Here is a 24,741-nt window from a genome sequence, read left to right on the forward strand (position 1 = left end):
TCGGAGAAATCCTCAAGCGGTTGCGCGCTTGGGGAGGCGCTCAATCGGCTGCGATGCCCCGCCACGCTGCTTCGGCCAGCAGTGCTGCGTAGGCCGTGGGCCGGCCCTGGCGCCGGCCGGCCAGCCAGGCCCGGCAGTAGGACTCCGCGCCCCCCAGCACCAGGGCCGGGATCAGCTCGGCGGGCAGCTCCGCGATGAGGCCGGCGCGCACGCCTTCGGCCAGGCGGGCGTCGATGGGGGCGTAGCGCGCCTCCAGCCGCTCGCGCAACGCGTCACCGTGCGGCCCCTGGGCGATGGTCTCGCGCGCCATGAAGAGGAAGGCCGCCAGCTCGGGCAGTGCCGTCACCCAGCCGACATAGGCTGCCACCAGCTCGACCACGGCGGCATGGGCGTCGGGCGCGGCATGCGTGCGCTCGGCGATGACGCGGCTCTGGTCGTCAAAGCCGGCGAAGAACAGCGCCGCGGCCACGCCCTCCTTGTTGCGGAAGTGGTGGTAGATCGTGCCCACGCTCTGGCCGCTGCGCAGGCGCAGCTCCTCGATGGTGGCGGCCTCGATGCCATGGGCGTTGAAGCAGGGCAGCGCGTGCGCCAGCACCGCACGCCGGCTGGCGCCACGCTCGCCCGGCGACGCAATCTCGAGCACCTCGGCGAGGCGGCTGGTGGAACCACGGGGGCTGTTCATTAGAACAAAATTCTAGAATTGTTCGCCGTTCAAGAGAAGGGATGACGGGCGATGCGACTGCCGAATCTGCTGGCGTCCCGCAGGGGGCGCATCGCGGCGTTCTTCCTGATGTACCTCACCGAGGGGTTGCCGCTGGGCTTTGCGATGACGACGGTCGCAACCCAGCTGCGCCGTCAGGGCCTGGGCACGGCCGAGATCGGCGGCTTCCTGGGCCTGGTGCTGCTACCCTGGGCCTTCAAGTGGGCCTATGGCCCCTTCGTCGACCTGATCACGTCGCGCCGCCTGGGGCCGCGCCGCGGCTGGATCCTGGGCGCGCAGCTGATGATGGTGCTGACGCTCCTGCCGCTGGCTCGCCTGGACCCGGCGACCCAGCTGGGCCTGTTCACGGCGCTGCTGGTCGTGCACAACCTGTTCGGCGCGGTGCAGGACGTGGCGGTGGATGCGCTGGCCGTCACCACGCTGCACGAGGACGAGCGCGCGTTCGCCAGCGGCATGATGTTCGCGGGCCAGTCGCTGGGCGTGCTGGTGGGGGGCGGTGGCGCGCTGCTGCTGATGGGGCGCATCGGTTTTGATGGCAGCATCCTCGTGCTGGCGCTGGCCATCGCCGCCGTCATGGGCCTGGTGGTGGTGCCGATGCGCGAGGCGCCGGGCACGGTGGCCGTGCGCGGCGGCGCCTCGTTGCCTGCGGTGATGGGCGAGATCGGCAACTTCGTCCGCGAGGCGCTGCAGGCCCTGCTGGGCTCACGCCTGGCCTTCGCAGGCCTGCTGTTCGGCCTGCTGCCCATCTCGGCGATGGCGCTGTCTCGCGGGCTGCAGGCCAACCTGGCCGTGGACCTGGGCCTGAGCGACGGGCAAATCGCCTGGCTGGCCACGGCCTCGCAGGCGGCCACGGCCGTGACCTGCGTCGTGGGCGGCTGGCTGTCGGATCGCGTCCCGCTGCGCAAGGCCCTGGGTCTGTACGTCGTGCTGCTGAGCCTGCCGGGGCTGGTGCTGATGCTGGAGCTGCAGCGCCACGGCTGGACGCCGGGCCAGCAGGCGCCTGCGGCGCTGGTGCAGGCCTTCATGGCGGCGGTCGTCGCCTACCACCTGCTGTTCGGCTTCATCTACGGCGCGCGCGTGGCCGTGTTCATGGGTATCACCCGGCCTGCGGTGGCCGCCACGCAGTTCGCGGCCTACATGGCGCTGACCAATCTCTCCATCACCTACAGCGTCGTCTGGCAGGGTTATGCCGTCCAGCACTGGGGTTACGCGGCGACGCTGGGCCTGGATGCGCTGGTCGGGCTGAGCTGCCTTCTCCTGCTGCCGTTGCTGCGGCCCGAAAAATGAGGCACGGAAAATGAACCTCGTCATCAATGCCCTGGGTGTCCTGGACAACCCCAACCTGCGCACGCCGCCCGGCGCCGAAGACCGCAGCGTGATGGCCTACACCAGCACCGGCCAGAACGTCGACGCCCGAGCGCTGGCGGATGCGCGCGCGGCCGGGCTGTCGGCCGTCAATATCACGCTGGGCCATGTGGCGGGCAGCGCCGAGCCCTTCGAGGCCACCGTGGCCGACATCGCCGGCTGGGACGCGTTCATCCGCGCCCGGCCCGCAGCGCTGCGCAAGGTCCACGGCGTGGCCGACATCGACGCGGCGCGGGCGGACGGCCAGATCGGTGTCGTCTACGGCTTCCAGAACACCGAGATGCTGGGCCGCAGCGCCGACCGCGTCGCGCTGTTCGCCAACCTGGGCGTGCGCGTCATCCAGCTCACCTACAACGGCCGCAACGCAGTCGGCTGCGGCGCGACGGTCGCCGACGACGACGGCCTGAGCGGCTTCGGCGCCGAGGTCGTGCAGCGGCTGCAGCAGGAGAGGGTGCTCGTGGACCTGAGCCACAGCAGCGAGCAGACCTGCCTGGACGCGCTGCGCCTGGCGCATCGGCCGCTGGCCATCACCCACAGCGGCTGCCGCGCAGTGGCCGACCATCCGCGCAACAAGAGCGATGCCGAGCTGCGCCTGCTGGCCGAGCGGGGCGGGGTCGTGGGTCTGTACTTCATGCCCTATCTGCGGCTGGCCGGCCAGCCGCTGGCCGCCGACCTGATCGCCCACCTGGAGCATGCCCTCCAGGTCTGCGGCGAGGACCACGTGGGACTGGGCACCGACGGCGGCACCACGGCCATCGACGACATGGACGCCTACCGCGCCATGCTGGCGGCCGAGACCGAGCTGAGGCGAAGCATGGGCATAGGCGCGCCTGGCGAGACGCCGGACGTGAGCCTCTTCCTGCCCGACCTGTGCGGGCCGACGCAGTTCGTCCGGCTCGCCGAGCTGCTGGCCGCGCGCGGCCACGGCCAGGCGCGCATTGACAAGATCCTCGGCGGCAACTTCCGCCGCCTGATGCAGGAGGCATGGGCATGAAACGCTGGCTGATCGTCCTGATGCTCGTTGCCGGCGCCGTGCAGGCGCGGGTCGACCAGGTCCAGATCCATGGCAACGCGGCCGGCACGCAGACGCTGACCCAGCCGCAGCCCGGCGTCACCGCCGCCGACTACCGCTTCAACGACCGCGGCCGCGGCGACGTCATCCAGGCGCGCTGGCGACTCGATGCACGAGGCCTGCCCGTCAGCTACGAGGCCCAGGGCAACGACTACTGGAAGGTCGAGTTCAGCGAGCGCTTCGCTCGCGATGCCCAGGGCCTGGCGCACTGGAAGAACCGCATCGAGAGCGGTCAGACCCGTGCGGCGGGCTTCTATCTGCCGGCCAACCCGCCGCCCGAGTTCATGGGTGTGCTGGCACGGGCACTGCTGAAGGCGCCGGGCCGGCGGCTCAAGCTGCTGCCAGCCGGCGAGGCCTGGCTGGAGCAGGGCGAGACCCTGGGCAGGCTGACGCTGCACCGCATCAGCGGCATCGAGTTCACGCCGGTGTCCGTCTGGCTGGACGGCCAGGGCGAGACGGCCGGCGTCATCGACGACTGGTTCGAGGTGCTGCAGGCGAGCGACCTGCCCGAGCTTGGCCGGCTGCAGGCCGCCCAGCAGGCCGCAGACCAGGCCTGGCATGCACGCCTGGCGCAGCAGCACACGCACCGCCCCAAGGGTGCGCTGCTGATCCGCAATGCGCGGCTGTTCGACCCGGTGAGTTTGAGCGTGCGGCCCGGCAGCAGCGTGCTGATCCGCGGCGAGCGCATCGTGCGCGTCGGCCCAGACGCCGATGTCGAGGCGCCGGCGGACGCCGAGCTGCTGGACGCCGCCGGCCGCTTCCTGATGCCGGGGCTGTGGGACGTGCACCAGCACTTCAGCAACGTCGACGGCGTGTTCGACCTGATCGCCGGCGTGACCAGCGCGCGCGACATGGCCAACGACAACGAGCCCATGCTGGCGCGCGTGAAGCGCTTTGATGTTGGCACCGAGCTCGGGCCGCGTGTTCTGCTTGCCGGCATCATCGAGGGCATAGGGCCGCTGGCCGGCCCGACCGATGTGAAGGTCGACACACCCGATAAGGCCCGCGCTGCGGTGGACTGGTATGCCGACCGCGGCTACGCCCAGGTCAAGATCTACTCCTCCTTCAGCCCGGCCCTGGTCGCCACGGTGGCCGACCGCGCGCACGAGCGCGGCCTGCGCGTCAGCGGCCACGTGCCGGCCTTCACCTATGCACGAGCTTTCGTCGAGGCCGGTGCGGACGAGATCCAGCACCTGAACTTCATCCTGCTGAACTTCTTCGCCAACGAGGTGAAGGACACGCGCACTCGCGACCGCTACACGGTACTGGCGGAGAAGCTCGCGCAGTTTGATTCCGACGACGGCCGCAAAGCCGAGTTCAGCGAGTTCGTCACCTTCTTGCGCCAACATCAGACCGTGCTGGATCCGACGATGGTTGTGCTGGAAGGCCTGTTCTCCGGCGAGCCCGCGCGCGCCGCGCCGGCGCTTCGGCCGGTGGTGCAGCGCTTCCCGACCGTGGTGATGCGCCGCCAGCTCTCGGGCGCCGTCGCGGTGCCGGCTGGCAAGGAGGCCGTCTACGCCCAGGCCCTGCCGGGCCTGCTGCGCATGCTCAAGCGGCTGCACGACGGTGGCGTCACCATCATGCCCGGCAGTGACGGCTTCTCCGGCTACAGCCTGCACCGGGAGCTGGAGCTCTACGCCCAGGCCGGCATCGCCAAGGCCGAGGTGCTGCGCATCGCCACGCTCACGCCGGCGCGCGTGCTGGGCGTCGAGAAGGACCGCGGCACGATCACGGCCGGCAAGCTGGCCGACATGATCCTGGTCGATGGCGACCCGCTCGCCGACATGAGTGACATCCGCCGCGTCCACCGCACCATCAAGGGTGGCCGGGTCTACGATCCTGCCGCGCTGGAACAAGCCATGGGGATGAGTCCGCGATGAGCCCAATCGAACGCTTCGAACGCTTCAATAGCGGCCAGGTTGTGCCGGCCACCGTGCCCTTCCCGGAGGGAGTGCGTGTCGGCAGCATGCTCTACCTCTCCGGCCAGCTCGGCAACTTGCCGGGCCAGCTCAGGCTCGTTGAAGGTGGCCTGCGCGCCGAGGCGCGGCAGACGCTCGAGAACATCCGCAGCGTGCTGCGCGGCCAGGGACTGGACCTGCAGCATCTCGTGCGCTGCACCGTGATGCTGGCCGACATGGCCGACTGGCCGACCTTCAACGAGGTCTACCGAGAGTTCTTCGGCGCCACGCCGCTGCCGGCTCGCAGCGCGCTGGGCTGCAATGGTCTGGCGCTGGGCGCGAGGGTCGAGATCGAGTGCATCGCGGCGGCGCCGGACTGACACGCTCAACGGTGTTCCCGGCGTCCGTGGACTGCCTGCGCGGGCGTCCGCGCAGCTACTCGCGCGGTGCTGCCGTCTCGTACTGCTGAGTCAGCTGTTCGAGTTCGCCGCTGTCGCGCATCTTGCGGATGACCTCGGCGATGCGCTGGGCGAGCTCCCTGCGGCGCAGGTTCAGGTAGTGGTGGAGCTCGAAGCGAGCCAGCTCGGGTGAGATGTCCAGATCCTTGAGATCGAGCTCGGCGATGGCCGACCGTGCGGCCAGCGTCGTGCATACGGCCAGGTCCAGCCGGCCGGCCACCAGCATGCGAAAGAGCTGCAGCGGGCTCTGCGTCAAGGTCAGCGCTGGGTGGTGCTCGGTCAGCTCCTGCACGTAAGCCATGCCGCGAATGGAGCCCAGTGCGTAGTGGCGCAGGTCTTCGCGCGTCAGCACGTGGGCGCCGCGCGCGGCCAGCGAGTAGGCGCGTACGCTGACACGGTAGAAGGCCGGGTCCACGCGCAGCAACTGCGGGTAGGTCTGGCCATAGCTGGCGATGCGGACCAACTCGCCGTCGGCCTTGTCCGACAGGGCCAGCAGGCTGGCGCGCGGCGCCGGCAATACTTCGATCTGCAGGCCCAGGCCCGCACGGCGGTAGATGTCGGCCAGTAGCCGCGCCGCGACGCCGCTGCTGCCGGTCTTGCTGACCGCCGTGACGTAGAGGGTCTCGAGCGCCAGGGCCCGCTGGCCGGCCAGGCCGGCCAGCGCAGCGACCACCAGATGGCGCCGTCTGGCGGATTCGGGCAGTGCGGCTCCAGCCATGTCCATGCCTCCCCTCGTGGCGCGATGACGCTCTGCCGTGAAGGTAGCGCATCGGCGGCAGGCTACGCAACCGTGGCGGCTGTTGGCGAGCCGCGACGCGTCGGCAGCAGTGCGGGTTCAGCGGCAGGCCGACGCCACCAGCCAGTCGGCCAGTTGCGGCAGCACTTCATCCACCGCCTGGGCCAGTGCGCGCACGGCTCCAGGCGCGTCGGGCGTGGCCGCCGTGCGTTCAAGGTGCCAGTGCTGCTGCAGGATCGGGCCGCTGGCGCCGGCGGGCCATAGCGTCGCGTGCAGCCGCAGCACGGCCTGGCTGCTCGACGGGCCGGTGAAGACCTGCTCGAACCTGTCCAGGTCCACTGCCACCAGGGCCGCAGGCCGGCCCTCGCAGGCTGGTGGTGTTGGCGAGGCGGCGAGCCGTTCGCGCAGTCGCTGTGTCAGCAAAGCGGCCGGCGGTGCGGCCCAGAAGCTGTCGCGGTACTGCTCCAGGCGCTGGGCCTGCTGGAAGGCGAGTCGGTAGGCGATGCCGTCGCCGGCCAGCCAGGGTGGGGCCGTCACGTCGGCAATGCGCCAGGCCAGGGAGCCGCCGCTGCCCGCCGTGGCAGGCGCCGGCCCGAGGTCGTAGACCGTGCGCGGCGGCACTGTCGGAGCGAGTGAGCAGGCCCCCAGCAGCAGGGCCGCTGCCATCAGCGAGAGGCGTGTTTTCATTTGCTGCCCGCCTTCAGTCGTTCGGCAAAGCCGGCCTCGCCAGGGCCGGGCGGCCGGGCGCTACGGCCGAACAGCAGGCTTTGCGGCTGGTCGCCGAGGTCGGTGGCGGCGCGCTCCACGCTGCGGCTGGCTGCCGAAATGTCGGCCAGCACCGGGCGGGTGCGCGGCGGTGTTTCGCCCACCAGCGCAACTTCGAGGTTGCGGCTGGTGGCCTGCACCTGGGCGGCGGCGGCGTCCAGCCGGTCCAGCACGGCGGCACGCGACTGCAGCGCCTGGGCCAGTTGCTGGCCATCGGCCGCCAGCGCCTCGATGCGGCGCAGCGCGGCGTCGGCACGCTGGGTGGCGGCATCGGCATCCTTCAGCAGCGCGGGCAGCTCGCGGGCGCCGGGCTGCAACGCGCTCATCAGGCGGCTGGTGTCGTCGGCGGCCTGCTGCAGCCCGTTCAGCGTGCGACCGAGCTGGGCGCGGTTGTCGTCGCTGAGCAGTGCGTTCAGCCGCGCTGCCGCCTCGGCAAAGCCGGCGACGAGGCCGGGGCCAGTCTCGGCCAGGCGGTCCAGCAGCGTGGGCCGCAGCAGCAGCCGGGCGCCGGGCGCTGCGCGCCGCAGCGGCGCCTTGGCGTCTGCCTCTTCCAGTCCGACGAAGGACAGCCCGGTGACGCCTTGCAGGCCCAGCTGGGCGTAGGTGCCTGTCGACACCGGTGCGGCCGCGTCGACGGCGATGCCGACGAGGATCTGGCGCGGGTCCTCGGGGTCGAAGGCGATGCTCTCCACGTGGCCGACCTCCACGCCGCGCAGCTTGACCGGCGCCTTCAGGTTCAGGCCCGCCACGCCGCTGCGCGAGACCACGGTGTAGCGCACGCGCTCCGTGTGGTCGCCCTGAAACCAGGCGACGCTGGCGGCCAGCGCGAGGCCGAGCAGCAGCAAGAAGAGACCGGCGGCGATGGCGTGGGCTTTGTTTTCCATGGGCGCTATACGTTGGCGTCCTCGCGCAGGACGGCGGGCACGCCGCCTTCGTCGCTGGTGTCGTCCAGGCTGAGTCGGAAGCGCCTCAGGTCCTCGTCGGCGCAGCGTTCAAGATGGCCGAGGAAGAAGTTGCGCACGAAGGGATGCGGCAGGCGTGCCACCTCGGCCAGCGGGCCGCTTGCGATGATGTGCTGGTCAGCCAGCACGGCGACGCGGTCCACGACGGCGAAGAGGGTGTCCACGTCGTGCGTGACCATGACGACGGTCAGGCCCAGCTCCTGGCGCAGCCGGCGCAGCAACTTGACGAACTGCTTGCTGCTGTCCGGGTCCAGGCCGGCCGTGGGCTCGTCGAGGAAGAGCAGCTGCGGGTCCAGGATGAGGGCACGCGCCAGCGACACGCGCTTGACCATGCCGCCGGAGAGCTCCGCCGGGCGCTTGAGCGCGTCCTCGGGCCTGAGGCCCACCTGGGCCAGCTTGAGCATGACCAGCGGCCTGACGAGGTCGGGCGGCACACTCTTGAGCTCGCGCAGTGGGAGTGCGATGTTGTCGTACACGTTCAGCGCGGAGAACAGGGCACCGTTCTGGAACAGCACGCCCCAGCGATAGCGCACCCGCTCCAGGTCGCGCGCGGCGCAGCGGCCCAGCGGGTGGCCGAAGATCTTCACGCTGCCGGCCTGCGGCACTTCCAGGCCCAGCAGCAGGCGCAGCAGCGTGGTCTTGCCCGAGCCCGAGCCGCCGATCAGCGCGACGACCTCGCCGCGGTGGACGGTGAGGCTGAGGTTGCGATGGATGACGTGGCTGCCATAGGCCGTCGTCACGTTGTCGACCTCGATGATGGCTTCCGGGGTGTCCATGCCTCAGATGCCCACGTCGGAGAACAGCACCGCGAAGACCGCGTCGACGACGATGACCAGCGTGATGCCCGTCACCACCGACTGCGTGACCGCCTGGCCGAGGCTTTCGGTGTTGGGTTTCACGCGCAGGCCGAAGTGGCTGGCCAGCAGTGCGATCAGCCCGCCGAAGAGGATGGACTTGGTCCAGCCCAGCCACAGGTTGGCCGGCTCGACGACGCCTGGCAGCGTGCGCAGGAAGGTGCCCGGGTCCAACCCGAGCTGGGCGCCGGCTGCGGCCATGCCGCCCAGCAGCATCATTGCGCTGGTCCACAGCGCCACCAGCGGCAGCGACACGGCCAGCGCCAGCACCTTGGGCAGCACCAGCCGCACGGTGTGCGAGATGCCCATCACCGAGAGCGCATCCAGCTCCTGCGTGACGCGCATGACGCCGATCTGCGCTGTCATCGCCGAGCCCGAGCGACCGGCCACGATGATGGCGGCCAGCAGCGGTCCCAGCTCGCGCAGCACGGCCAGGCCGAGGATGTTGATGACGAAGATGTCGGCGCCGTAGGTCTTGAGCTGGCGCGAGATCAGGTAGGACAGCGTCAGCCCGACGAGGAAGCCCACCAGGGCCGTGATGGGCAGGGCCTGGGCACCGGTGCGAAAGACGTTGGCCGAAATCTCGCGCCAGCCGATCAGCGAGGGGTGGCGCAGCACGTGGACGAAGTCCAGCAGCAGCCGGCCGACCAGGGCGACGATGTCCACGCCGTGTCGCACGAAGCCCAGCAGGCGCAGGCTGGCCACCTCCATCCCGGGGCCGAGCTGGCGCTTGGGCCTGGGCAGGGCGCCGGGCTGGGCGAACTGGGAGAACAGCGTCACGTGCTCGGGCAGCCACAGCAGCCGCCGCGGCGGCTTGCGGCCCCAGCCTTGCCACAGCGTCAGCGCTCCGGCGGTGTCAAGCCGGCCTAGGGCTCGAAGGTCCCACAGGGCGTCCGGTGTCTGCGCCATGGCGGTGGCCACGCGTTCGCGGAACTCGGTGTAGCGCTCGCGCAGGGCCAGCACCGTCCAGTCGCCGCTGACCCGCCATTCCCGCGCGCCTGCCTCGCCGCCGCCGGCCAGCAACTGGGGCGTGGCGTCGGGTGGTTCCCCGGCCCAGGCCGGACTGCGGGTTTCCAGGGGCAGGGCGCCAGCGTCGCTCATGGGTGCAACGATAGCGCGCCTGGCTACCATCGGCTTGAACCTCGAGGCGTTACCCCGGAATACACACGCGAATGAGGACGAGCATGTTGAAGTGGCCCGGCATCCGAAGACAACGCGAGGACGCCCCGGCGCCGGCCCGAGGGCCGGCGGCCGAGCGGCTCGAGCTCGCGCTGCTTGACGGGCTGAAGGGCGGCGGCCGTGCCGAGTTCGATGCGCTCTACCGGCTTTACCACCCGAGGCTGTGGCGCTTCCTGTCGCACCTGATGCGCCAGCCCGATGCGATCGAGGAGGTGTTGAACGACACCCTGCTGGTCGTCTGGCAGCGTGCCGACAGCTTCGACGGGCGCAGCAAGCTGTCGACCTGGATCTTCGGTATCGCCTACCGCAAGGCGCTGAAGGCACTCAGCCGGCAAGACCTGCCCGTGGAGGCCGACGCGGCTGACGAGCCTGCCGACTCCGGCCCCGGGCCGGAGCAGCGCATGGGCCTGGCGCAACTGCGCGGACGGCTGAAAGCGGCCATGGCCGAGCTCTCGCCGGAGCACCGGGCCGTCGTCGAACTCTGCTATTTCCATGACATGCCCCATGGCGAGATCGCCGAGGTGGTGGGCTGCCCGCCCGAGACCGTGAAGACGCGGATGTTCTATGCCAGGCGCCGGCTGCGCCTGTTGCTGGACGACCTGGCCGGGCATGGAGAGCTGTGATGAGTGTGGTGATCCCGATGGACCATGACGAGCATGCCGCCGTGCAGGCGCTGCTGCCCTGGTATGCGCGCGGCCAGCTTGGCGATGCCGAGCGTGAAGAGGTGGAGCGCCATCTGCTGCACTGCCAGGCCTGCCGCAGCGAGCTGGCGGCGGAGCAGCCGATGCAGGCCCTGCTGGGCGTCGCCGGTGCCCTGCCCGAGGGCGGCGACGTGGAGGCCGGCCTGGCGAGGATGCATGCGCAGATGCGGCGGGCCAAGCCGAGGGCGGGGCCGCGCTGGATGCCCTGGGCGCTGGGCCTGCAGGGCGCAGCCATCGTGCTGCTGCTGGGCTTGCTGCTTGCGGGGCGCCAGGACGAGGCGAGCTATCAGGGCCTGTCCGCTGCAGGCAGCGTGCCGGTTGTGGCCGATGCCATCGTCATGTTCAAGCCCGGCACCGGTGAGCAGGCCGTGCGCGAGCTGCTGCGAGCCGAAGGCGCCAGTGTCGTCGCCGGGCCGACGCAGACCGGAGCCTGGCTGCTGCGCGTCGATGCCCGGGGCCTGGCGGCGCTGCGCGGGGCGCCCATCGTGGCGCTGGCCGAGCCGCTGCAGCCGGGGGCCGCCCAATGAAGCCGGTGTGCCTGTGGCTGAGCCTGCCGGGCCTGATGCGCCTGCTGGTGCTGCTGGCCTGCTGCCTCCCGGGCCCTGCGGCCTGGGCTCAAGCCGCGGAGGCGCAGCGCCAGGTGCTGGTCATGCTGCAGCTTCCCAGGACGCAGGACAGGCCGGCCGCCGGCGATGCCAGTTCCGACGCGGACGCCGAGGGCCGGCAGTCGCGCCGGCAACTGGCCCAGGCGCTGGCCCGCACCCACGCGCTGGAGATGCGCAGCGAGTGGCCCATGCCGCTGGCGGGCCTGGACTGCTTTGTCATGCGGCTGCCGGATGGCGATCCGCGCTCCTCCGCTGAGGTGGCCCGTGCCGTGGGCGAAGACCACCGCGTCGCCTGGGCCCAGCCGGTGGGCCTGTACCGTGCCCAGGGCAGCGAGCAGGAGCCGCTGTACGCCGCCCAGCCGGCCGCGCAGCAGTGGCACCTGGCCGAGCTGCACCGGCTCGCAACCGGGCGCGGTGTGCGTGTCGCCGTCGTCGACAGTGGCGTGCAGGCCGACCACCCGGACCTGGCCGGTCAGGTGGTCTTCAGCCAGAACTTCGTGGACGATCGGCCGCTAATCGCGGAAGGACATGGCACCGCGGTGGCCGGCATCATCGCGGCGCGGGCCGACAACGGCGCCGGCATCGCCGGCATCGCGCCGCAGGCCCGGTTGCTGGCCCTGCGTGCCTGCTGGCAGGCGGCGCCGGACCAGACGCTGTGCACCGGCCTGGGCCTGGCCAAGGCCTTGTACGCGGCCCTGCAGCAGGGTGTCCACGTCATCAACCTGAGCCTGGGCGGACCCGACGACAGGCTGCTGGCGCTGCTGCTGGACCAGGCCCTGGCGCGTGGGACGCTGGTCGTCACGGCGCTGTCGGGCCCGGGGGATCCCTTTCCGGCCAGCCATCCCGGCGTGCTCGTCGTCGGCAGCGCGCCGCCGCTGCCGGCGGGTGCCGTGCTGGCGCCGGGGCGCGACGTACCGAGTACGGCGCCGGGCGGAGGCTGGTCGCTGGTGTCGGGGTCGTCTTTCGCCGCGGCCCATGCTTCGGGCCTGCTGGCGCTGGTGCGTGAGCTCGATGGTGCGCGCGGCGCGCCCACGTTGAAGACGGCCCTAGTCACCGCCGCGCAGGGGCGCATCGATGGCTGCGCCACGCTGGCGCGGCTGGTGCAGACGCGTGGCCCGGCCTGCTCGCCGCTCGGACGCATGCCACGCTGAGCGCGCCGCCCTGGCCGCGCAGCGATGCTGGGGGCAGTGTCGACCTGAAGTGCTGGGTGCTCGGCTCAGGCCGTGCAGGCGCCCGCCACAGGCGGGGAGTCTCCACATGTTTGGGGTTAGCGGGGGTGGCGCTGTCTGAGGGGCGGCTGGCAACATCGCGGGACCGGCAGTGCCGGCAAGGGGAGATCCATGACGGCGCCCAGCGACCGCTTGACAGCACGAGTGAGCATTCCATTCGCCGGCCTGCTGGCGGGCCTTGCCCTGACGCTGGTGGCGGCCTGCCTCTACGCCTGGGTGAAGGACTGGGCCGCGCACCTGGAAGATCTCCTCAAGATCGTTGCGACCGGGGTGGGCACGACGGCGGCGATCTATGCGGCCCTGAATTTCGCTCGCCTGAATGCCGCACACCAGGAGACCGTCCAGCTCAAGAAGCTGGAGATGACGGCCAAGTTCATCGACAAATGGCTGGACCCGAAGTGCGCCGAGGTGATCCACAAGGTCGGCAGCTTCATGAAGCTCGCGCCGACACTGTCCCAGGTGGAACTCGCCGCAAAGATCGATGCCGACGATGAACTGAGGAACAGCGCGCTGTTCGTCCTGAACATCCTCGAGGCGCTCGCCCTGCAACTGCGCCACAGTGCGCTGGACGAGCAGCTTGCCAGAGAGTTCTTCCGTGGCATCGTCGTCATCTATCACACGCGCTTGTCCGGCCTGATCGCACTGGGCAGGACCAGGACGGACAACCCTCGCATGTTCTGCGAGCTCGAGGACCTGGCGGATGCCTGGTCGACAAAGTAGTGGCTCCCGGTCGCGCGGCCGGGTGCCTGCTCAGGCCTTCTTCACGAACTCCGACTTCAGCCCCATCGCGCCGACGCCGTCGATCTTGCAGTCGATGTCGTGATCGCCATCGGCCAGGCGGATGTTCTTGACCTTGGTGCCGACCTTGACAACCAGGGACGAGCCCTTGACCTTCAGGTCCTTGATGACGGTCACCGTGTCGCCGTCCTGCAGCAAGTTGCCGACCGCATCGCGGACCACGCGGACCTCGTCGGCTGCTGCGGGCGCCGGGTCCTGGGCCGACCATTCGTGACCGCATTCGGGGCAGACCAGCTGGCTGCCATCCTCATAGGTATAGGCGGATTGGCACTGGGGACAGGCGGGCAGGGTGGACATGGGGCGGGTTCGTGGAACTTGGGCTGGCGAAGCCAGCAAGGAAAACGCCCCCAGGCTTGTGCATGTGAGGCTGGATCCGCTGTTCCCGCCCGGGGCGCGAGCGAGGCTTGCGAATCGGCGGATTGGCGGATTGGCGGACAGTGGGCGCGGGCAGGACCTTGTCCCCGAATTCTAGGGAGCGTTTCTGCGCCTTCCTTCATGCTTCGAGCGGGGTAGCGCTCCAGGGGGCACGAAGATCGGGCGTAGGCCATTAGCATCACGTATTCCCCGCGAGGTGCCCATGAAACTCGAAGACCTTCTCGCCACCGATGCACTGATCCCTTCGTTGCCGGAGGCCGTTCACAGGATTCTCGGGGAGCTGCAGAACGAGGAACCTGATCTGCGTCAGGTCAACCAGCTGTTGTCCGGCGAGGTCGGGCTGACGGTGCGCATCCTGCGGTTGGTGAACTCCGCGCGCTACAGCACGGGCGGTCCTGGCATAGGCACGGTCGAAGCGGCCACGGCCATACTGGGACTGAACGTCACTCGCCAACTGGTGCAGGCAGCGGCCGTGGGCGGCGCCTTCAAGGGCGTGCCCGGCGTGGACATGACCGAGTTCTGGCGCCATAGCCTGGACGTCGCGAAGATCGCGCAGTCGCTGGCCGAGGAGTTGCGGCTGGACAAGGGTGCCGCGTTCACCGCGGGACTGCTGCACGGCACGGGGGACCTGATTCTCAAGATGGCGATGCCCGAACGAGCCAGCCTGCAGCCGGGCTTCTCGGCCGACGACGGCCGCTATGAAGCCCAGCTCGCCGATCTGGGCTATGCCTATCCCGAAGTCGGCGCCGCCTTCGCGTCGCGATGGCTGTTTCCGGAGAAGATCGTCGAAGCCATCCGCTACCAGTGCGAGCCGCAGGACTCCGAGGATCAGACGCTTTCGAGCCTGCTGTACCTGTCGTGCTGGAGCGCGCGCGCGCATGAGCTGGATATCGAAGGCACGGCGCTGCTCGACACCCTTCCGCGCGACGTCGCCGGAGCGGTTGGCCTGACCGACGCCGAGCGGCTGTGCGACGACAAGGTCATCGCCTGGACCCAGGCGGACGAGGCGCGCGACTTTTCCTGAGCGCGGGCCGAGGGCGCGTGGCGCTCCCGGCCGGTACCCGACGGCCTGGGACCGGCGACCAGCGGCAATGCCCGCGGCCTGTGCCGCTGGCGGTGTCATGGCGGTAGGTGGATGCGTGGGAGCGTCGGTGAGATCTCTGCCCGGGCATCGCGGTCGCCCCGGGGCTCATCGCATGGAAGGCGGCTGGCCGCCTGCGTCTGCGGCCCTGGACCGGGGGAGCGGAGCAGTTGACGTTGGCGACTGCTCGATTGCTGAGCCCGGCGGATGCATCGTGGGGGTTGTTCCATATACCCCTGGGGGGTATATGATGCATCCATGCCGCACTCACCCCAGGACAAGAAAAAGGCGTTGCTGCGCGTTCGCCGCATCCTCGGCCAGGCCGAGGCGCTGGAGCGTGCCCTGGAAGCCGGCGACGAATGCGGGCCGGTGCTGGTGCAGGTGGCCGCGCTGCGCGGCGCTGTCAACGGCCTGATGTCAGAGATCCTCGAGTCGCATATCCGCGAACAGCTCGCCGTGCCTCAGGACGCCGAAACGCACCGCGATCAACTGGCCCAGGACATGACGGCCCTGGTCCGCACTTATCTCAAATGAGCGCGGCTTGCCGAGCCGCGCTACCTTCACTTGAAGAGGTCATCCCCATGAAATCCCGTGCCGCCGTTGCCTTCGAAGCGGGCAAGCCCCTGCAGATCGTCGAACTCGATGTCGAGCCGCCCAGGAAGGGCGAGGTGCTCGTGCGCATCACGCACACCGGCGTGTGCCACACCGATGCGTTCACGCTGTCCGGTGACGACCCTGAAGGACTGTTCCCGGCCGTGCTGGGTCACGAAGGCGCCGGCATCGTCGTCGAGGTCGGCGAGGGCGTCACCAGCGTCAAGCCGGGCGACCACGTGATCCCGCTCTACACGGCGGAGTGCGGTGAATGCCTGTTCTGCAAGTCCGGCAAGACCAACCTGTGCGTGGCCGTGCGCGCGACCCAGGGCAAGGGCGTGATGCCTGACGGCACGACGCGCTTCTCCTACAACGGCCAGCCGGTCTATCACTACATGGGCTGCTCGACCTTCAGCGAGTACACGGTGGTGGCCGAAGTGTCGCTGGCGAAGATCAATCCCGATGCGAACCCGGAGCAGGTCTGCCTGCTCGGCTGTGGCGTGACCACGGGCCTGGGAGCGGTGAAGAACACGGCCAAGGTGCAGGAGGGCGACACGGTGGCCGTGTTCGGCCTGGGCGGCATCGGCCTGGCGGTGATCCAGGGTGCCAAGCTGGCCAAGGCAGGCCGCATCATTGCCATCGACACCAATCCGTCCAAGTTCGACCTGGCCAAGGTCTTCGGCGCAACCGATTGCGTCAACCCCAAGGACCACGAGAAGCCCATCCAGCAGGTCATTGTCGAGATGACCGGCTGGGGCGTGGATCATTCCTTCGAGTGCATCGGCAACGTCAATGTGATGCGGGCGGCGCTGGAATGCGCCCACCGCGGCTGGGGGCAGTCGGTCATCATCGGCGTGGCTGGCGCGGGCCAGGAGATCTCGACGCGCCCGTTCCAGCTCGTCACTGGCCGCAGGTGGCTGGGCACGGCCTTCGGTGGCGTCAAGGGCCGCTCCGAGCTGCCGGGCATGGTCGAGGATGCGATGCGTGGCGACATCCAGCTCGCCCCCTTCGTCACCCACACGATGCCGCTGACCGAGATCAACGAGGCATTCGACCTGATGCACGAAGGCAAGTCGATCCGCTCGGTCGTGCGCTACTGATGCCCCCGGGCCCCATGGGGTGCGGCAAGCACCCCATGGGCGGGCTCTTGAAGGCGTTTGGGCAGGCGTCGGACGGTCTTGGATCGATCTCGGCAGTCGAGGAAGTCGACGCCGAGGCCGGCGTACCCGACACCGTCCTGGAGCATGTGATGGACGGATGGCTTCAGGCAGCGGCGCGCGAGCATCGCCATGCAGGACATCCGTTTTTGTCTGACAAGATAGTCATTTCCATAGGCCTGAGGTGGTGCCGGGGAGCGCTCGGCCGTTCCGAGTGCTACGTCCGGCTTTTCGCGATGCAGGACAACCCCGCCTTCATCACCACAGTGCGCGGCTGTGCCTGGAAGGCGCAGTTGCGCTTGACCAAGCGCTTCTCGCGGCTGTCGTCACGGGGCGTCCAGCAAAGCATGGCCTGCGTCGCCGTGGCCCTGGAGCTGGCCGGCTCCGTGTGGGCCATCGCACGTGGGGCCTCTCCCACTTTGAATTGACGAACGCGAGCGGCCTGCGGCGATGCGGGCAGCTTCACGATTGGAAGACCCCTCCGCACCTCTTTAACGGAAAACCTTCGGCAGCCCGCGACGCTAGACAGAGGTACCTTCCATGACGGGTAGATGTAGAGCGGCAACCAACCCGCGGATACCAGCCTGATCCACCGTCGCAGCAGACATCGCACCGCATCGCCCCGGGCCGCTTGAGCTCGTGTGTTTGACAAGAGCAGCCATATCAGAAGCTCACGCCGAACGTCAGCTCGGTCTTCGCGGACTGCTTGCGGCCGACCAGCACATCGGCGCCAACTGATCGCGATAGGGTCAGCGTGGGCACGAGCTGCTTGGGGTCAGTGTCCGGCTTGGCGAACAGCAGCGCGAAATCGGCGGTGTAGAGGTTGCGATTGGCCTTGATCCGCGAACCGCTGGCGCTGAGGTCGTGCTGGGTCTGTGCGGCGAGCCGGAGGGTGGGCACCATGGCCAGTCCTTTAGTGGGCTCCATGGGCTCCAGGCCGAACGGCGCGTAGTTGAGGGCCAGCTTGGCCGAAGCGCCCGTAAGGCGGCCGGTGCCAGGCACGTTGTTGCCGCGCGATTCGTCGAGGTACATGTTGATGCCGCCGTCGATGAAGAAGATGCCTGGCTGGACCCCCTGCTTTGGCGTCGCACCGCGCCCGAAGCCCGGCTGGTAGAAGCCGCCAAGCGTCGCGACGATGCGGTTCTTGGTCTTGTCCGCCATGGTCTTGGTACCTGGCACGGGTTCGACTTCAACCAGCCCTTTGCCGGTGCTGGCCTTGAGGGAATAGGCCAAGCTGGCGACGCCACCGTCGGCAGCCATGTTTGGGGCCACTAGGCCTGAATACGACGCGGTGATGCCGCGGTCGTTCTTCTGGGCATCCACCGTGTTGTCGCGGTGCAGGTAGACGCCGATGCCGTAGGAGCCGTCGGCCGCATATTTCGGGCTGTCCCAGCGCTTTCTTTCGGACTGGTACTTGAGCACCACGTCCGCGGTGACCGTATTGATGCCCTTCTCGCGCACGAGAGAGATGCTGGCCGGCTGAGTCCACGGCGTGTCGACGGGCGCGTCAGCCGCCTTCAGGCTGATGTCAGCGGTGGCGGGCGTTGCGCCAAGCCACAACGCCGACAGCAGTGCCAGCGCTACATGAGGTGTCTTGGCTTTCATGTCACCTCCTGTCATGCCGTCGCGTTGGCAAGCACGGCCGTGTGCACATCGGCCACGGTCCTGGCCTTGCCTGCGACATTGGCGCCCACGGGCTTGGCGTCGGGCTGGCAGTGGGCGTTGATCCACAGCCACATGAGCGCGATGCCCTGGCCCGTCATCGCCAGTTCGCTGAACTTGAACTTGTCGATCTTGTCCAGCGTGTTGGTGTTCGCGTCGAAGGCCAGTGCGAAAGGCGATGCCTTGTCGACTGCGTAGAACACGAGGTCCTCCAGGCGCTTCTTCTTGTCCGCTGGAATCTGACTTGCGTCGCCCATAGCCGCTCCCCTTCCGTTGATTGAGTCGATGCGATTGGCGTATGTTGCGATTCGACATCGGTCTCGCCATCCACAACTCTGTTTAGGGCGCTGTTCATTCAGGGGCTCAACTGCGAACGTGTCCAATCAACTGGTGAGTCGCGGCTGCACGAGGCGGACGTGCGAGCCTTCATCGAATCCCCGATGTGATCCGCGATCGGTAGTCTTCGCAGCGGACCGGTTGGCGGTGGAGACTTGCAGCAATTGGCGGTTGCCAGGCGAAGAGGCAAGGAATGCAGGTTCGCAAAGAAGAAAGCCCCACAGGCTTTCGCATGTGAGGCTTGATGGTGGCTCCCGGCCTTGGCTCGAACCAGGGGCACGCGGTTTCACAGTTCGTGTGAGAACCGGGCGAGGATCCTTGAAAGAAGGCTTCACCCTAGCATTGGCAATGACTTGGCTCGCCCAAGCGAGAGGGCAAGCCGCTCGATTGTGGCCAAGCCCCTGACCAGATCAGGACCAGAAGGACCGGAGCGGTCCCTCATCGGCATTACCCCATTTAATCCGCGAGGACGAATCTTGCGTCCGTTCGGCTGAGCAGTTCGAAGGTGTCGATCCACGTCACACCGAAGTGCTGGCACACATTGGGGATGCTGTACTTGCGCCGCATCTGCAGGTTGAACTGCTCGTGGGTGACGATGACGGCATCCTGCGTGGTCATCGCCTTGGCGATGAGCCAGGGGTCCGCGCCACTCAGGAACTCTTCAAGGGCTCCGGCCTTCATCACCGCAACCTGGGAGGCCACATGCGTAGCGACCTGTGTGAACGCCTGTTGCGTGCCTTCGTCGGAGACATGCAGGAAAAGCCCTGTCACCGACCGCCGTATAGGAGCCAGTCCGTGATCGGCATGTAGGAGCCAGCGGCTGACCGGCGTATTGGAGCCACTGCGTGATCGGCGTAATGGAGCCAGGGCCGGATCGGCATATAGGAGCCAGTCGGCACCGGGTTGACGGGTGTCTCGAACACCGCGAGGCCATCTCTACCCTTCGGGTCATTTGCCCGGAGGGCCAGGGATGGCGCGCAGGAGATTCGAGATGCATCACTACCGACAGGCCCTGCTGCGCATGCGCCAGGGCGACTCCGACCGCGACATCGCCGCGGCCCGTGTCATGGGTCGGCCCAAGGCAGCGCAGTGGCGACGCATCGCCACCGAGCGCGGTTGGCTGGACACCACCCAGCCCCTGCCCGACGACGAAGCCATAGCCGCCGCGCTGGGCAGCCCGCGCAAGGCCAGCACCACCATCTCCACGTTGGAGGCGCATCGCAGCGAGATCGCGGCCTGGGTCGAGCAAAGCGTCTCGGGCACGGCCATCCACGCCGCGTTGAAGCGCCGGCACGGCTGGGCCGGCAGCTACTCGGCCGTGCGCCGCCTGGTGGCCGACATCCGCCAGCAACTCCCGCCCGAGACCACCTGCCGGCTCGACTTCGAGCCAGGCGACGCAGTTCAGGTCGACTTCGGCGCCGGCCCCACGCTCCTCCACCCCGATGGCCAACCCCGGCGCACCTGGGCCTTCGTGATGACGCTGGCGCACAGCCGCCACCAGTACGTCGAGTTCGTCTGGGACCAGACCGTGCCCACCTGGCTGGGCTGCCACCGCCGCGCCTTCGAGTGGTTCGCAGGCGTCCCCGCGCGCGTCATCATCGACAACGCCAAGTGCGCCATCACCCGCGCCTGCGCCCAGGACCCGACCGTACAGCGCGCCTACGCCGAGTGCGCAGAAGGCTACGGCTTCAAGATCGACCCCTGCCCGCCGCACGACCCGCAGAAGAAGGGCATCGTCGAGTCGGGCGTGAAGTACCTCAAGGGCAACTTCCTGCCGCTGCGCACGTTCCGCGACCTGGCCGATCTCAACGCGCAGGCCCGGGCCTGGGTTCTCGAGGAGGCCGGTGTGCGCTGCCACGGCACCACCCGGCGCACGCCGCTGGCCTTGTTCGCGCTGGAGGCGCCGCTACTGCAGGCGCTCCCCAGCCAGGCACCCGACCTGGGCAGTTGGCACCGCGTGAGCGTGCACCGCGACTGCCATGTGCAGTTCGAGCGGGTGCTGTACTCGGCGCCGTTCACGCTGGTGGGCAAGACCCTGTGGCTGCGCGCCACCGACGCGGCCGTGGCGCTGTTCGAGGACTACCGCCACGTCGCCACCCATCCGCGCGGCCGGCGCCCGGGGCAGCGTGTGAGCGTGCGCGAGCACCTGCCGCCCGAGGCGCAAGCCTTCTTCGGCCGCGACCGTGCCTGGTGCGCGACCCAGGCCGAGCGCATCGGAGTCTCCTGCGCGGCGCTGATCGAGCAGTTGCTGCGCGACCAGGTCCTGGAGCGGTTGCGGGCGGCACAGGGCGTACTGGCGCTGCTCAAGCCCTATGGCGCCGCCCGGCTGGAAGCCGCCTGCGCCCGCGCGCTGGCGCATGGCTCGCCTCACTACCGCACCGTCAAGACCATCTTGGCCACCGGCGCCGACCAGCGTGCCGACGTCCCCGCAGCCACACCCGCCAGCTACGGCCGCACCCGCTTCACGCGGCCGGCCTCCGAGCTGTTCGCCGATGCCATCCCGTCCCTATCCACCAACCCGCAGCAAGACCTGCTGCATTGACCCTGAAGGAGAAGCGCCATGAACCCCGCCCCCGAACTGGCACCGCAGCTCAAGCAGTTGCGCCTGTCCGGCATCTTCGACTCTCTCGAAGCCCGCAACCGCCAGGCCATCGAGGCCAAGATGGCCTACACCGACTTCCTGGCCCTGCTCATCAGCGACGAGATCGCCCGGCGAGAGCAGAAGAAGTTCTCCACCCGGCTGCGCCGCGCGCAGTTCCGCACCACCAAGACGCTGGAACAGTTCGACTTCGAGCGGCTGCCCCAGCTCAACCGAGCCCTGGTGCATGACCTGGCGACCGGGCGCTACCTGGGGGAGAAGGCTCCGGTACTAATCGTCGGGCCCTGCGGCACGGGCAAGAGCCACCTCGCGCAGGCCTTGGGGCACTGCGCCGTGCGCCAGGGCGTGGACGTGGTCTTCACCACCTGCGCCAGCCTCACGCAAAGCCTGAACGCGGCCCGCGCCACCGGCAGCTACGAACGCAAACTCGCCAGCCTAGCCCGGGTGCCGCTGCTCATCATCGACGACTTCGGCCTCAAGCCGCTGCGCGCGCCGGCCGACGAGGACTTGCACGATCTGATCGCCGAACGCTACGAGCAGGCCGCCACCATCGTCACCAGCAACCTGGACTTCACCGAGTGGGACCAGGCCTTCCCGGCCAACCGGCTGCTGGCCAGCGCGAGCCTAGACAGGCTGCGTCACAACGCCTATTGCCTGGTGCTGGACGGGCAGTCGTACCGGGCTCCGAAGCAGATCGCAGCCGGCGCAAAACCGGCATCGCAAAAGCCTTCAAAATCCACCCCGGCGTAACCCCCTCGGGACGCCCGTTCTACCCACCTGTTCCTGGCTCCAATATGCCGAACATCGGTGGCTCCATTACGGCGGTCGGTGACAAGCCCCGCTTGGTTCTTTGCCCATTCAGCAAGTTCGTCGTTCCCCCGCCTGAGCTCGGCGCCGACGGGTTCGATGCTTGACACCAGGCCAGCGCCATGACTGCGCTGCACCCAACTCCAGTAGGCCGGGCAGACCGTCATGCGGTAGTAGCGGTTCTTCGCTTCGATCAGCGTGTTGGCGTCAAGCAAATAGGTCATGAGCCTAGCTGCCCCGCGAAGTCACGGATCTTCGACGGTTGCACGCCCAGCAGCCTGCCGGCATCACGCAGCAACAGACGGCCGCTGAACGCTTCAGCAATGACAGCTTGGGCGAAACGGGCACTGTTCTTTGCGCCAGCATTCCGATAGAAGCTGCCGCCGCCGCTCTCTGCGGCGCGGAAGGCATCGAGCTCTGCCCTGTAGAAAGCCGAGTAGGTCGCCTGATCGACAAGGCCCATGTCCAAAGCTCGGCGGATAACGACGAACCGGCTGACGTGGAATCGCTGCGCGAGCTCGGCCACGCGAACGGCCAAGTCTTGCGCAGCAGCCGCCCACAACTCGGCGAAGACCGCCGAAGGCGCAAGGAACTCACCCGCGACGCTGTTGCAGACAATCTCTTCACGACGCGTGTTGCCAGGGGCTGCGTTGGAAATCCCGCTGCTGCCGAGCCAGATGTGGGCAAGCTCATGTAGCAGCGTGAACAGCCGAGCCGACGGCGCATCGGAGGAGTTGATGAAGACGACAGGCGCCAGCGAGTGGCTGATGGCAAAGCCGCGGAACTCGCCAACGTCGAGCTTGCGGTGCGTGTTGTTGCCGACGATGCCGCTGCGCATCACCAGCACCCCGGCGCGCTCGCTCGCGTCAATCAACTCGCGGTAGTACGCTTCCCAGTTGCGCTGCCCCTGCTCGATATCCACTCCGAGTACATCGCGAATGTCCTGGGCCACTCGCGCCACGCTGGAATTCGTGTTGAAGCGCCCGACGAATGGCAAGGGCTCTGCGCCTTGCTCCTGGAGGTACTCCACGAACCAGGCCTGACGCTGCAGGGCGTGCTGGACCGTTTCCATGAGGTTGACGCTAGGCCGACCTGCAGGGGCACCACCCACGGTGCGCAGGTCAGGCAAAGCTGGCTCGTCGGCAGGAGCCTCAGGCAAGAAGAGGTAGCCGAACGGCGTATGCAGCGCGCTTGCCACATGCTGAGCCTGCCTGAAGGTCGGCTGCGCATCGCCCTCTTCCCATTGCTGGAACTGCTCGGGCTTTACGCCGGCAGCAAGAGCCGCCTCGTTCACGTCCAGCCCCACACGGCCACGCGCCCAGCGAAGCATCGCCGGGTTGATCAGAGCGTGAGCGTGAGCCATTTGGCAATTTTAAGGAAATGGAGGCTTCTGACAGCTCGGGACAAGCGAGCACGGCTGCAAGCAGGCTCACACAATGGATCTCCTTGGGAGGTGTAGGCCGCACGTTGATCGGGCGGACCAAGGAGATGAAATTGCGTTGGCGGTCGGCTTTGATGCACGCTGACGGACGCGCCTGTCGGAACACCTTGGAGGGAAGAGGCAGGCTCTCCTCAAGGTCACGTTGTCGGCGTGGTGCCTGTGCCAAAGCAATACTGTGACCGATCGAAGAGTCCGGATATCGTCAGATAGGTCATCAGCATGCGGCTTTGGACACGTTGCCAGAGTTGTCGTCTTCAACGGCCAGGTAGCTCAGAGATGCAACTGCAATTTTGGGGATGACCTGGCGTTTTCAGCGGACGACCATCATCGGAGCCTCTTGGAAAGGGAAGCCAGATGGACATCAAGCTCGCCATGTCGTTGCTCTTGCCGTTCCTTGCGGCTTGCTCTACCACGCCCCAGGTGGATCGCGTAGCCAACTGCGTTTCTGCACCGCCAGCCTACACGCCGGTGGCTACCACTTTCGAAGAAAACTGCAGACCAGGGCAGATCATCGTAGACCGCCCGGTAGGCAAGTCTCCGGTGGTTAAGTTCAACTTCCCACATCCACAGGAAGTCACCATCACCGCCGAGTCTGGTGCGACTTCTTCCGGCGGGAACGGTCGTGGCGCGCAGGTGTGTCTGTGGCAGTCCTGGGCACCCGCAAAACCGTGCGGCACGAGCGACATGTCCAGTGACAACTTCAACGCTTGGAATGGCGCGGCAGCTTGCGCAATCAAAGTGCCAGCGGGCCTTCAGTATGTCCGCGCGCTGCAGGTCAATCAGAACGCTGATGAGAGCAACACATCAATCTACATCAGGTGCCGTTAGGTCCTAGCCTCCCCGAACTCGACAAGGAGGCGCTTGAAAGCCTTTTGTGGGAACAGGTTCTCGTCATGGCCGCACGCGGGGTAGACGAGTCGCTCGCCGTCCTCGTAGGTGTAAGCGGACTGGCATTTCGGGCAGGCGGGCAGGGTGCTCATCGATGGCTCCTCGGCAGGACAAAGAAAAACCACTGCTTGCACAGCGAGGCTTCAGTTGGGCTTCCCGAGCAGTGCAAGCTGCGAACCATTGGAGTGACGCTGGATTTGCCGTCCAGGGGAGGGCGTGTTGCCCAGTTCACGAGCGCTTTGGACGATGTCTGAACGAGTAAACCGCGTTGCAGAGCAACACGCCCAACGCCGCCAGGGCGAAACTGCCGGCCGAGATGATGACGGCGACCAGCCCAGCGCCCAAGTCGTCCTCGCAGCCCTTGCAAGTCGCAGGGATGCAGACCTCCATGAGCACCGCCGCCAACGCAAACCAGCCGATCAGCCCCCCCAACAGGGACACCGCAAGCCGCTTCATGGGCC

27 protein-coding genes and 2 pseudogenes are annotated in these 24,741 nt (G+C 68.2%); 15 read left to right on the plus strand and 14 right to left on the minus strand.

Going from position 1 to position 24,741, the window contains the following annotated elements; all coding sequences use genetic code 11:
• Positions 1-40: 40 nt before the first annotated feature.
• The gene (locus QM732_RS03700) at positions 41-682 is read right to left on the minus strand and encodes a TetR/AcrR family transcriptional regulator (protein WP_415654845.1); all 642 of its coding nucleotides are present in this window, start codon (positions 680-682) and stop codon (positions 41-43) included.
• Between the two features lie 51 nt (positions 683-733).
• On the opposite strand from QM732_RS03700, the gene QM732_RS03705 reads away from it, so the two are divergent.
• The 4 genes from QM732_RS03705 to QM732_RS03720 are packed head-to-tail and all read left to right on the plus strand — an operon-like array spanning position 734 to position 5,436.
• Positions 734-2,008, plus strand: coding sequence for an MFS transporter (locus QM732_RS03705; protein WP_415654846.1), 1,275 nt, complete (start codon positions 734-736; stop codon positions 2,006-2,008).
• A gap of 10 nt (positions 2,009-2,018) precedes the next feature.
• Positions 2,019-3,080 (plus strand): dipeptidase, encoded by a 1,062-nt coding sequence (locus tag QM732_RS03710; RefSeq protein ID WP_415654847.1) that lies wholly within the window; start codon positions 2,019-2,021, stop codon positions 3,078-3,080.
• A complete protein-coding gene (locus tag QM732_RS03715; RefSeq protein ID WP_415654848.1) occupies positions 3,077-5,038 on the plus strand; it encodes an amidohydrolase family protein in 1,962 nt (653 codons plus the stop codon). Before QM732_RS03710 ends, QM732_RS03715 begins: the two co-directional genes overlap by 4 nt.
• Positions 5,035-5,436, plus strand: coding sequence for a RidA family protein (locus QM732_RS03720; protein WP_415654849.1), 402 nt, complete (start codon positions 5,035-5,037; stop codon positions 5,434-5,436). The genes QM732_RS03715 and QM732_RS03720 overlap by 4 nt, the downstream gene beginning before the upstream one ends.
• A 55-nt stretch (positions 5,437-5,491) precedes the next feature.
• On the opposite strand, the gene QM732_RS03725 is transcribed toward QM732_RS03720, so the two are convergent.
• The 5 genes from QM732_RS03725 to QM732_RS03745 form a co-directional block, all read right to left on the minus strand.
• Positions 5,492-6,238, minus strand: a complete 747-nt coding sequence (locus tag QM732_RS03725; RefSeq protein WP_415654850.1) for a substrate-binding periplasmic protein — start codon at positions 6,236-6,238, stop codon at positions 5,492-5,494.
• Between the two features lie 111 nt (positions 6,239-6,349).
• Positions 6,350-6,937 (minus strand): ABC-type transport auxiliary lipoprotein family protein, encoded by a 588-nt coding sequence (locus QM732_RS03730; RefSeq protein ID WP_415654851.1) that lies wholly within the window; start codon positions 6,935-6,937, stop codon positions 6,350-6,352.
• Positions 6,934-7,899 carry an MlaD family protein gene (locus tag QM732_RS03735; RefSeq protein WP_415654852.1) on the minus strand — a complete coding sequence of 322 codons (966 nt, stop codon included), beginning with the start codon at positions 7,897-7,899 and terminating at the stop codon, positions 6,934-6,936. Before QM732_RS03735 ends, QM732_RS03730 begins: the two co-directional genes overlap by 4 nt.
• Positions 7,900-7,904: 5 nt before the next feature.
• Entirely contained in the window at positions 7,905-8,753 is an 849-nt protein-coding gene (locus QM732_RS03740; protein ID WP_415654853.1) for an ABC transporter ATP-binding protein, read from the minus strand.
• A gap of 3 nt (positions 8,754-8,756) precedes the next feature.
• Complete coding sequence (locus tag QM732_RS03745; RefSeq protein WP_415654854.1) at positions 8,757-9,932, minus strand: MlaE family ABC transporter permease; 1,176 nt, start codon at positions 9,930-9,932, stop codon at positions 8,757-8,759.
• An 83-nt stretch (positions 9,933-10,015) separates the two neighbouring features.
• Here QM732_RS03745 and QM732_RS03750 point away from each other — a divergent pair, with 83 nt between their 5' ends.
• From QM732_RS03750 to QM732_RS03765, 4 genes are all read left to right on the plus strand, one after another.
• Positions 10,016-10,633 carry an RNA polymerase sigma factor gene (locus QM732_RS03750; RefSeq protein ID WP_415654855.1) on the plus strand — a complete coding sequence of 206 codons (618 nt, stop codon included), beginning with the start codon at positions 10,016-10,018 and terminating at the stop codon, positions 10,631-10,633.
• Positions 10,633-11,238, plus strand: coding sequence for a zf-HC2 domain-containing protein (locus QM732_RS03755; protein WP_415654856.1), 606 nt, complete (start codon positions 10,633-10,635; stop codon positions 11,236-11,238). Before QM732_RS03750 ends, QM732_RS03755 begins: the two co-directional genes overlap by 1 nt.
• Positions 11,235-12,467: a S8 family peptidase gene (locus QM732_RS03760; protein ID WP_415654857.1), complete on the plus strand. Its 1,233-nt coding sequence runs from the start codon at positions 11,235-11,237 to the stop codon at positions 12,465-12,467. The genes QM732_RS03755 and QM732_RS03760 overlap by 4 nt, the downstream gene beginning before the upstream one ends.
• 222 nt (positions 12,468-12,689) lie before the next feature.
• The gene (locus QM732_RS03765) at positions 12,690-13,265 is read left to right on the plus strand and encodes a DUF4760 domain-containing protein (protein WP_415654858.1); all 576 of its coding nucleotides are present in this window, start codon (positions 12,690-12,692) and stop codon (positions 13,263-13,265) included.
• A 30-nt stretch (positions 13,266-13,295) separates the two neighbouring features.
• Here the strand turns inward: QM732_RS03765 and QM732_RS03770 are convergent, their stop codons facing one another.
• A complete protein-coding gene (locus QM732_RS03770) occupies positions 13,296-13,640 on the minus strand; it encodes a zinc ribbon domain-containing protein YjdM (RefSeq protein WP_415654859.1) in 345 nt (114 codons plus the stop codon).
• Positions 13,641-13,920: 280 nt separating this feature from the next.
• Between QM732_RS03770 and QM732_RS03775 the strand changes: the two genes are divergently transcribed.
• The 4 genes and pseudogenes from QM732_RS03775 to QM732_RS03790 form a co-directional block, all read left to right on the plus strand.
• Complete coding sequence (locus QM732_RS03775) at positions 13,921-14,742, plus strand: HDOD domain-containing protein (RefSeq protein WP_415654860.1); 822 nt, start codon at positions 13,921-13,923, stop codon at positions 14,740-14,742.
• Between the two features lie 315 nt (positions 14,743-15,057).
• Positions 15,058-15,333 carry a metal/formaldehyde-sensitive transcriptional repressor gene (locus tag QM732_RS03780; protein WP_415654861.1) on the plus strand — a complete coding sequence of 92 codons (276 nt, stop codon included), beginning with the start codon at positions 15,058-15,060 and terminating at the stop codon, positions 15,331-15,333.
• A gap of 47 nt (positions 15,334-15,380) precedes the next feature.
• Positions 15,381-16,490: an S-(hydroxymethyl)glutathione dehydrogenase/class III alcohol dehydrogenase gene (locus QM732_RS03785; protein WP_415654862.1), complete on the plus strand. Its 1,110-nt coding sequence runs from the start codon at positions 15,381-15,383 to the stop codon at positions 16,488-16,490.
• Positions 16,491-16,813: 323 nt separating this feature from the next.
• Positions 16,814-16,975, plus strand: a pseudogene (locus QM732_RS03790) (IS110 family transposase); the annotation flags it as partial.
• 235 nt (positions 16,976-17,210) lie between these two features.
• Here the strand turns inward: QM732_RS03790 and QM732_RS03795 are convergent.
• The 3 genes from QM732_RS03795 to QM732_RS03805 form a co-directional block, all read right to left on the minus strand.
• Entirely contained in the window at positions 17,211-18,152 is a 942-nt protein-coding gene (locus QM732_RS03795; protein WP_415654863.1) for a hypothetical protein, read from the minus strand.
• Between the two features lie 11 nt (positions 18,153-18,163).
• Positions 18,164-18,466: a hypothetical protein gene (locus tag QM732_RS03800; RefSeq protein WP_415654864.1), complete on the minus strand. Its 303-nt coding sequence runs from the start codon at positions 18,464-18,466 to the stop codon at positions 18,164-18,166.
• 535 nt (positions 18,467-19,001) lie between these two features.
• Complete coding sequence (locus QM732_RS03805; protein WP_415654865.1) at positions 19,002-19,316, minus strand: DUF4411 family protein; 315 nt, start codon at positions 19,314-19,316, stop codon at positions 19,002-19,004.
• Positions 19,317-19,536: 220 nt separating this feature from the next.
• Here QM732_RS03805 and istA point away from each other — a divergent pair, with 220 nt between their 5' ends.
• Both istA and istB read left to right on the plus strand, forming a co-directional pair.
• Positions 19,537-21,087: an IS21 family transposase gene (gene istA / locus QM732_RS03810; protein ID WP_415654866.1), complete on the plus strand. Its 1,551-nt coding sequence runs from the start codon at positions 19,537-19,539 to the stop codon at positions 21,085-21,087.
• An 18-nt stretch (positions 21,088-21,105) separates the two neighbouring features.
• Entirely contained in the window at positions 21,106-21,894 is a 789-nt protein-coding gene (istB, locus tag QM732_RS03815) for an IS21-like element helper ATPase IstB (protein ID WP_415654867.1), read from the plus strand.
• On the opposite strand, the gene QM732_RS03820 is transcribed toward istB, so the two are convergent.
• Together QM732_RS03820 and QM732_RS03825 are read right to left on the minus strand one after the other, a co-directional pair.
• Positions 21,792-22,175, minus strand: coding sequence for a DUF4411 family protein (locus QM732_RS03820; protein ID WP_415654868.1), 384 nt, complete (start codon positions 22,173-22,175; stop codon positions 21,792-21,794). The genes istB and QM732_RS03820 overlap by 103 nt on opposite strands.
• Positions 22,172-23,245: an ImmA/IrrE family metallo-endopeptidase gene (locus QM732_RS03825; protein ID WP_415654869.1), complete on the minus strand. Its 1,074-nt coding sequence runs from the start codon at positions 23,243-23,245 to the stop codon at positions 22,172-22,174. The genes QM732_RS03820 and QM732_RS03825 overlap by 4 nt, the downstream gene beginning before the upstream one ends.
• Positions 23,246-23,746: 501 nt before the next feature.
• On the opposite strand from QM732_RS03825, the gene QM732_RS03830 reads away from it, so the two are divergent.
• Positions 23,747-24,220, plus strand: a complete 474-nt coding sequence (locus tag QM732_RS03830) for a hypothetical protein (protein WP_415654870.1) — start codon at positions 23,747-23,749, stop codon at positions 24,218-24,220.
• 62 nt (positions 24,221-24,282) lie between these two features.
• Here QM732_RS03830 and QM732_RS03835 read toward each other — a convergent pair.
• Both QM732_RS03835 and QM732_RS03840 read right to left on the minus strand, forming a co-directional pair.
• Positions 24,283-24,372 (minus strand): annotated as a pseudogene (locus QM732_RS03835) (alkylphosphonate utilization protein); the annotation flags it as partial.
• A 136-nt stretch (positions 24,373-24,508) separates the two neighbouring features.
• Complete coding sequence (locus tag QM732_RS03840; protein ID WP_415654871.1) at positions 24,509-24,736, minus strand: hypothetical protein; 228 nt, start codon at positions 24,734-24,736, stop codon at positions 24,509-24,511.
• Positions 24,737-24,741 lie beyond the last annotated feature (5 nt).

Origin of the sequence: Roseateles sp., from assembly GCF_047654805.1 — a bacterium.
Classification (GTDB): Bacteria; Pseudomonadota; Gammaproteobacteria; order Burkholderiales; family Burkholderiaceae_C; genus Pelomonas.

Bases quoted from the DNA above. Each gene is read 5' to 3' on its own strand.
- QM732_RS03725 (WP_415654850.1), bottom strand. From the start codon at position 6,238: ATGGACATGGCTGGAGCCGCACTGCCCGAATCCGCCAGACGGCGCCAT.
- QM732_RS03785 (WP_415654862.1), top strand. From the start codon at position 15,381: ATGAAATCCCGTGCCGCCGTTGCCTTCGAAGCGGGCAAGCCCCTGCAG.
- QM732_RS03700 (WP_415654845.1), bottom strand. From the start codon at position 682: ATGAACAGCCCCCGTGGTTCCACCAGCCGCCTCGCCGAGGTGCTCGAG.
- QM732_RS03780 (WP_415654861.1), top strand. From the start codon at position 15,058: ATGCCGCACTCACCCCAGGACAAGAAAAAGGCGTTGCTGCGCGTTCGC.
- QM732_RS03830 (WP_415654870.1), top strand. From the start codon at position 23,747: ATGGACATCAAGCTCGCCATGTCGTTGCTCTTGCCGTTCCTTGCGGCT.
- QM732_RS03820 (WP_415654868.1), bottom strand. From the start codon at position 22,175: ATGACCTATTTGCTTGACGCCAACACGCTGATCGAAGCGAAGAACCGC.
- QM732_RS03735 (WP_415654852.1), bottom strand. From the start codon at position 7,899: ATGGAAAACAAAGCCCACGCCATCGCCGCCGGTCTCTTCTTGCTGCTG.
- istA (WP_415654866.1), top strand. From the start codon at position 19,537: ATGCATCACTACCGACAGGCCCTGCTGCGCATGCGCCAGGGCGACTCC.
- istB (WP_415654867.1), top strand. From the start codon at position 21,106: ATGAACCCCGCCCCCGAACTGGCACCGCAGCTCAAGCAGTTGCGCCTG.
- QM732_RS03745 (WP_415654854.1), bottom strand. From the start codon at position 9,932: ATGAGCGACGCTGGCGCCCTGCCCCTGGAAACCCGCAGTCCGGCCTGG.
- QM732_RS03755 (WP_415654856.1), top strand. From the start codon at position 10,633: ATGAGTGTGGTGATCCCGATGGACCATGACGAGCATGCCGCCGTGCAG.
- QM732_RS03840 (WP_415654871.1), bottom strand. From the start codon at position 24,736: ATGAAGCGGCTTGCGGTGTCCCTGTTGGGGGGGCTGATCGGCTGGTTT.
- QM732_RS03800 (WP_415654864.1), bottom strand. From the start codon at position 18,466: ATGGGCGACGCAAGTCAGATTCCAGCGGACAAGAAGAAGCGCCTGGAG.
- QM732_RS03710 (WP_415654847.1), top strand. From the start codon at position 2,019: ATGAACCTCGTCATCAATGCCCTGGGTGTCCTGGACAACCCCAACCTG.
- QM732_RS03715 (WP_415654848.1), top strand. From the start codon at position 3,077: ATGAAACGCTGGCTGATCGTCCTGATGCTCGTTGCCGGCGCCGTGCAG.
- QM732_RS03720 (WP_415654849.1), top strand. From the start codon at position 5,035: ATGAGCCCAATCGAACGCTTCGAACGCTTCAATAGCGGCCAGGTTGTG.
- QM732_RS03730 (WP_415654851.1), bottom strand. From the start codon at position 6,937: ATGAAAACACGCCTCTCGCTGATGGCAGCGGCCCTGCTGCTGGGGGCC.
- QM732_RS03760 (WP_415654857.1), top strand. From the start codon at position 11,235: ATGAAGCCGGTGTGCCTGTGGCTGAGCCTGCCGGGCCTGATGCGCCTG.
- QM732_RS03770 (WP_415654859.1), bottom strand. From the start codon at position 13,640: ATGTCCACCCTGCCCGCCTGTCCCCAGTGCCAATCCGCCTATACCTAT.
- QM732_RS03795 (WP_415654863.1), bottom strand. From the start codon at position 18,152: ATGAAAGCCAAGACACCTCATGTAGCGCTGGCACTGCTGTCGGCGTTG.
- QM732_RS03775 (WP_415654860.1), top strand. From the start codon at position 13,921: ATGAAACTCGAAGACCTTCTCGCCACCGATGCACTGATCCCTTCGTTG.
- QM732_RS03750 (WP_415654855.1), top strand. From the start codon at position 10,016: ATGTTGAAGTGGCCCGGCATCCGAAGACAACGCGAGGACGCCCCGGCG.
- QM732_RS03740 (WP_415654853.1), bottom strand. From the start codon at position 8,753: ATGGACACCCCGGAAGCCATCATCGAGGTCGACAACGTGACGACGGCC.
- QM732_RS03705 (WP_415654846.1), top strand. From the start codon at position 734: ATGCGACTGCCGAATCTGCTGGCGTCCCGCAGGGGGCGCATCGCGGCG.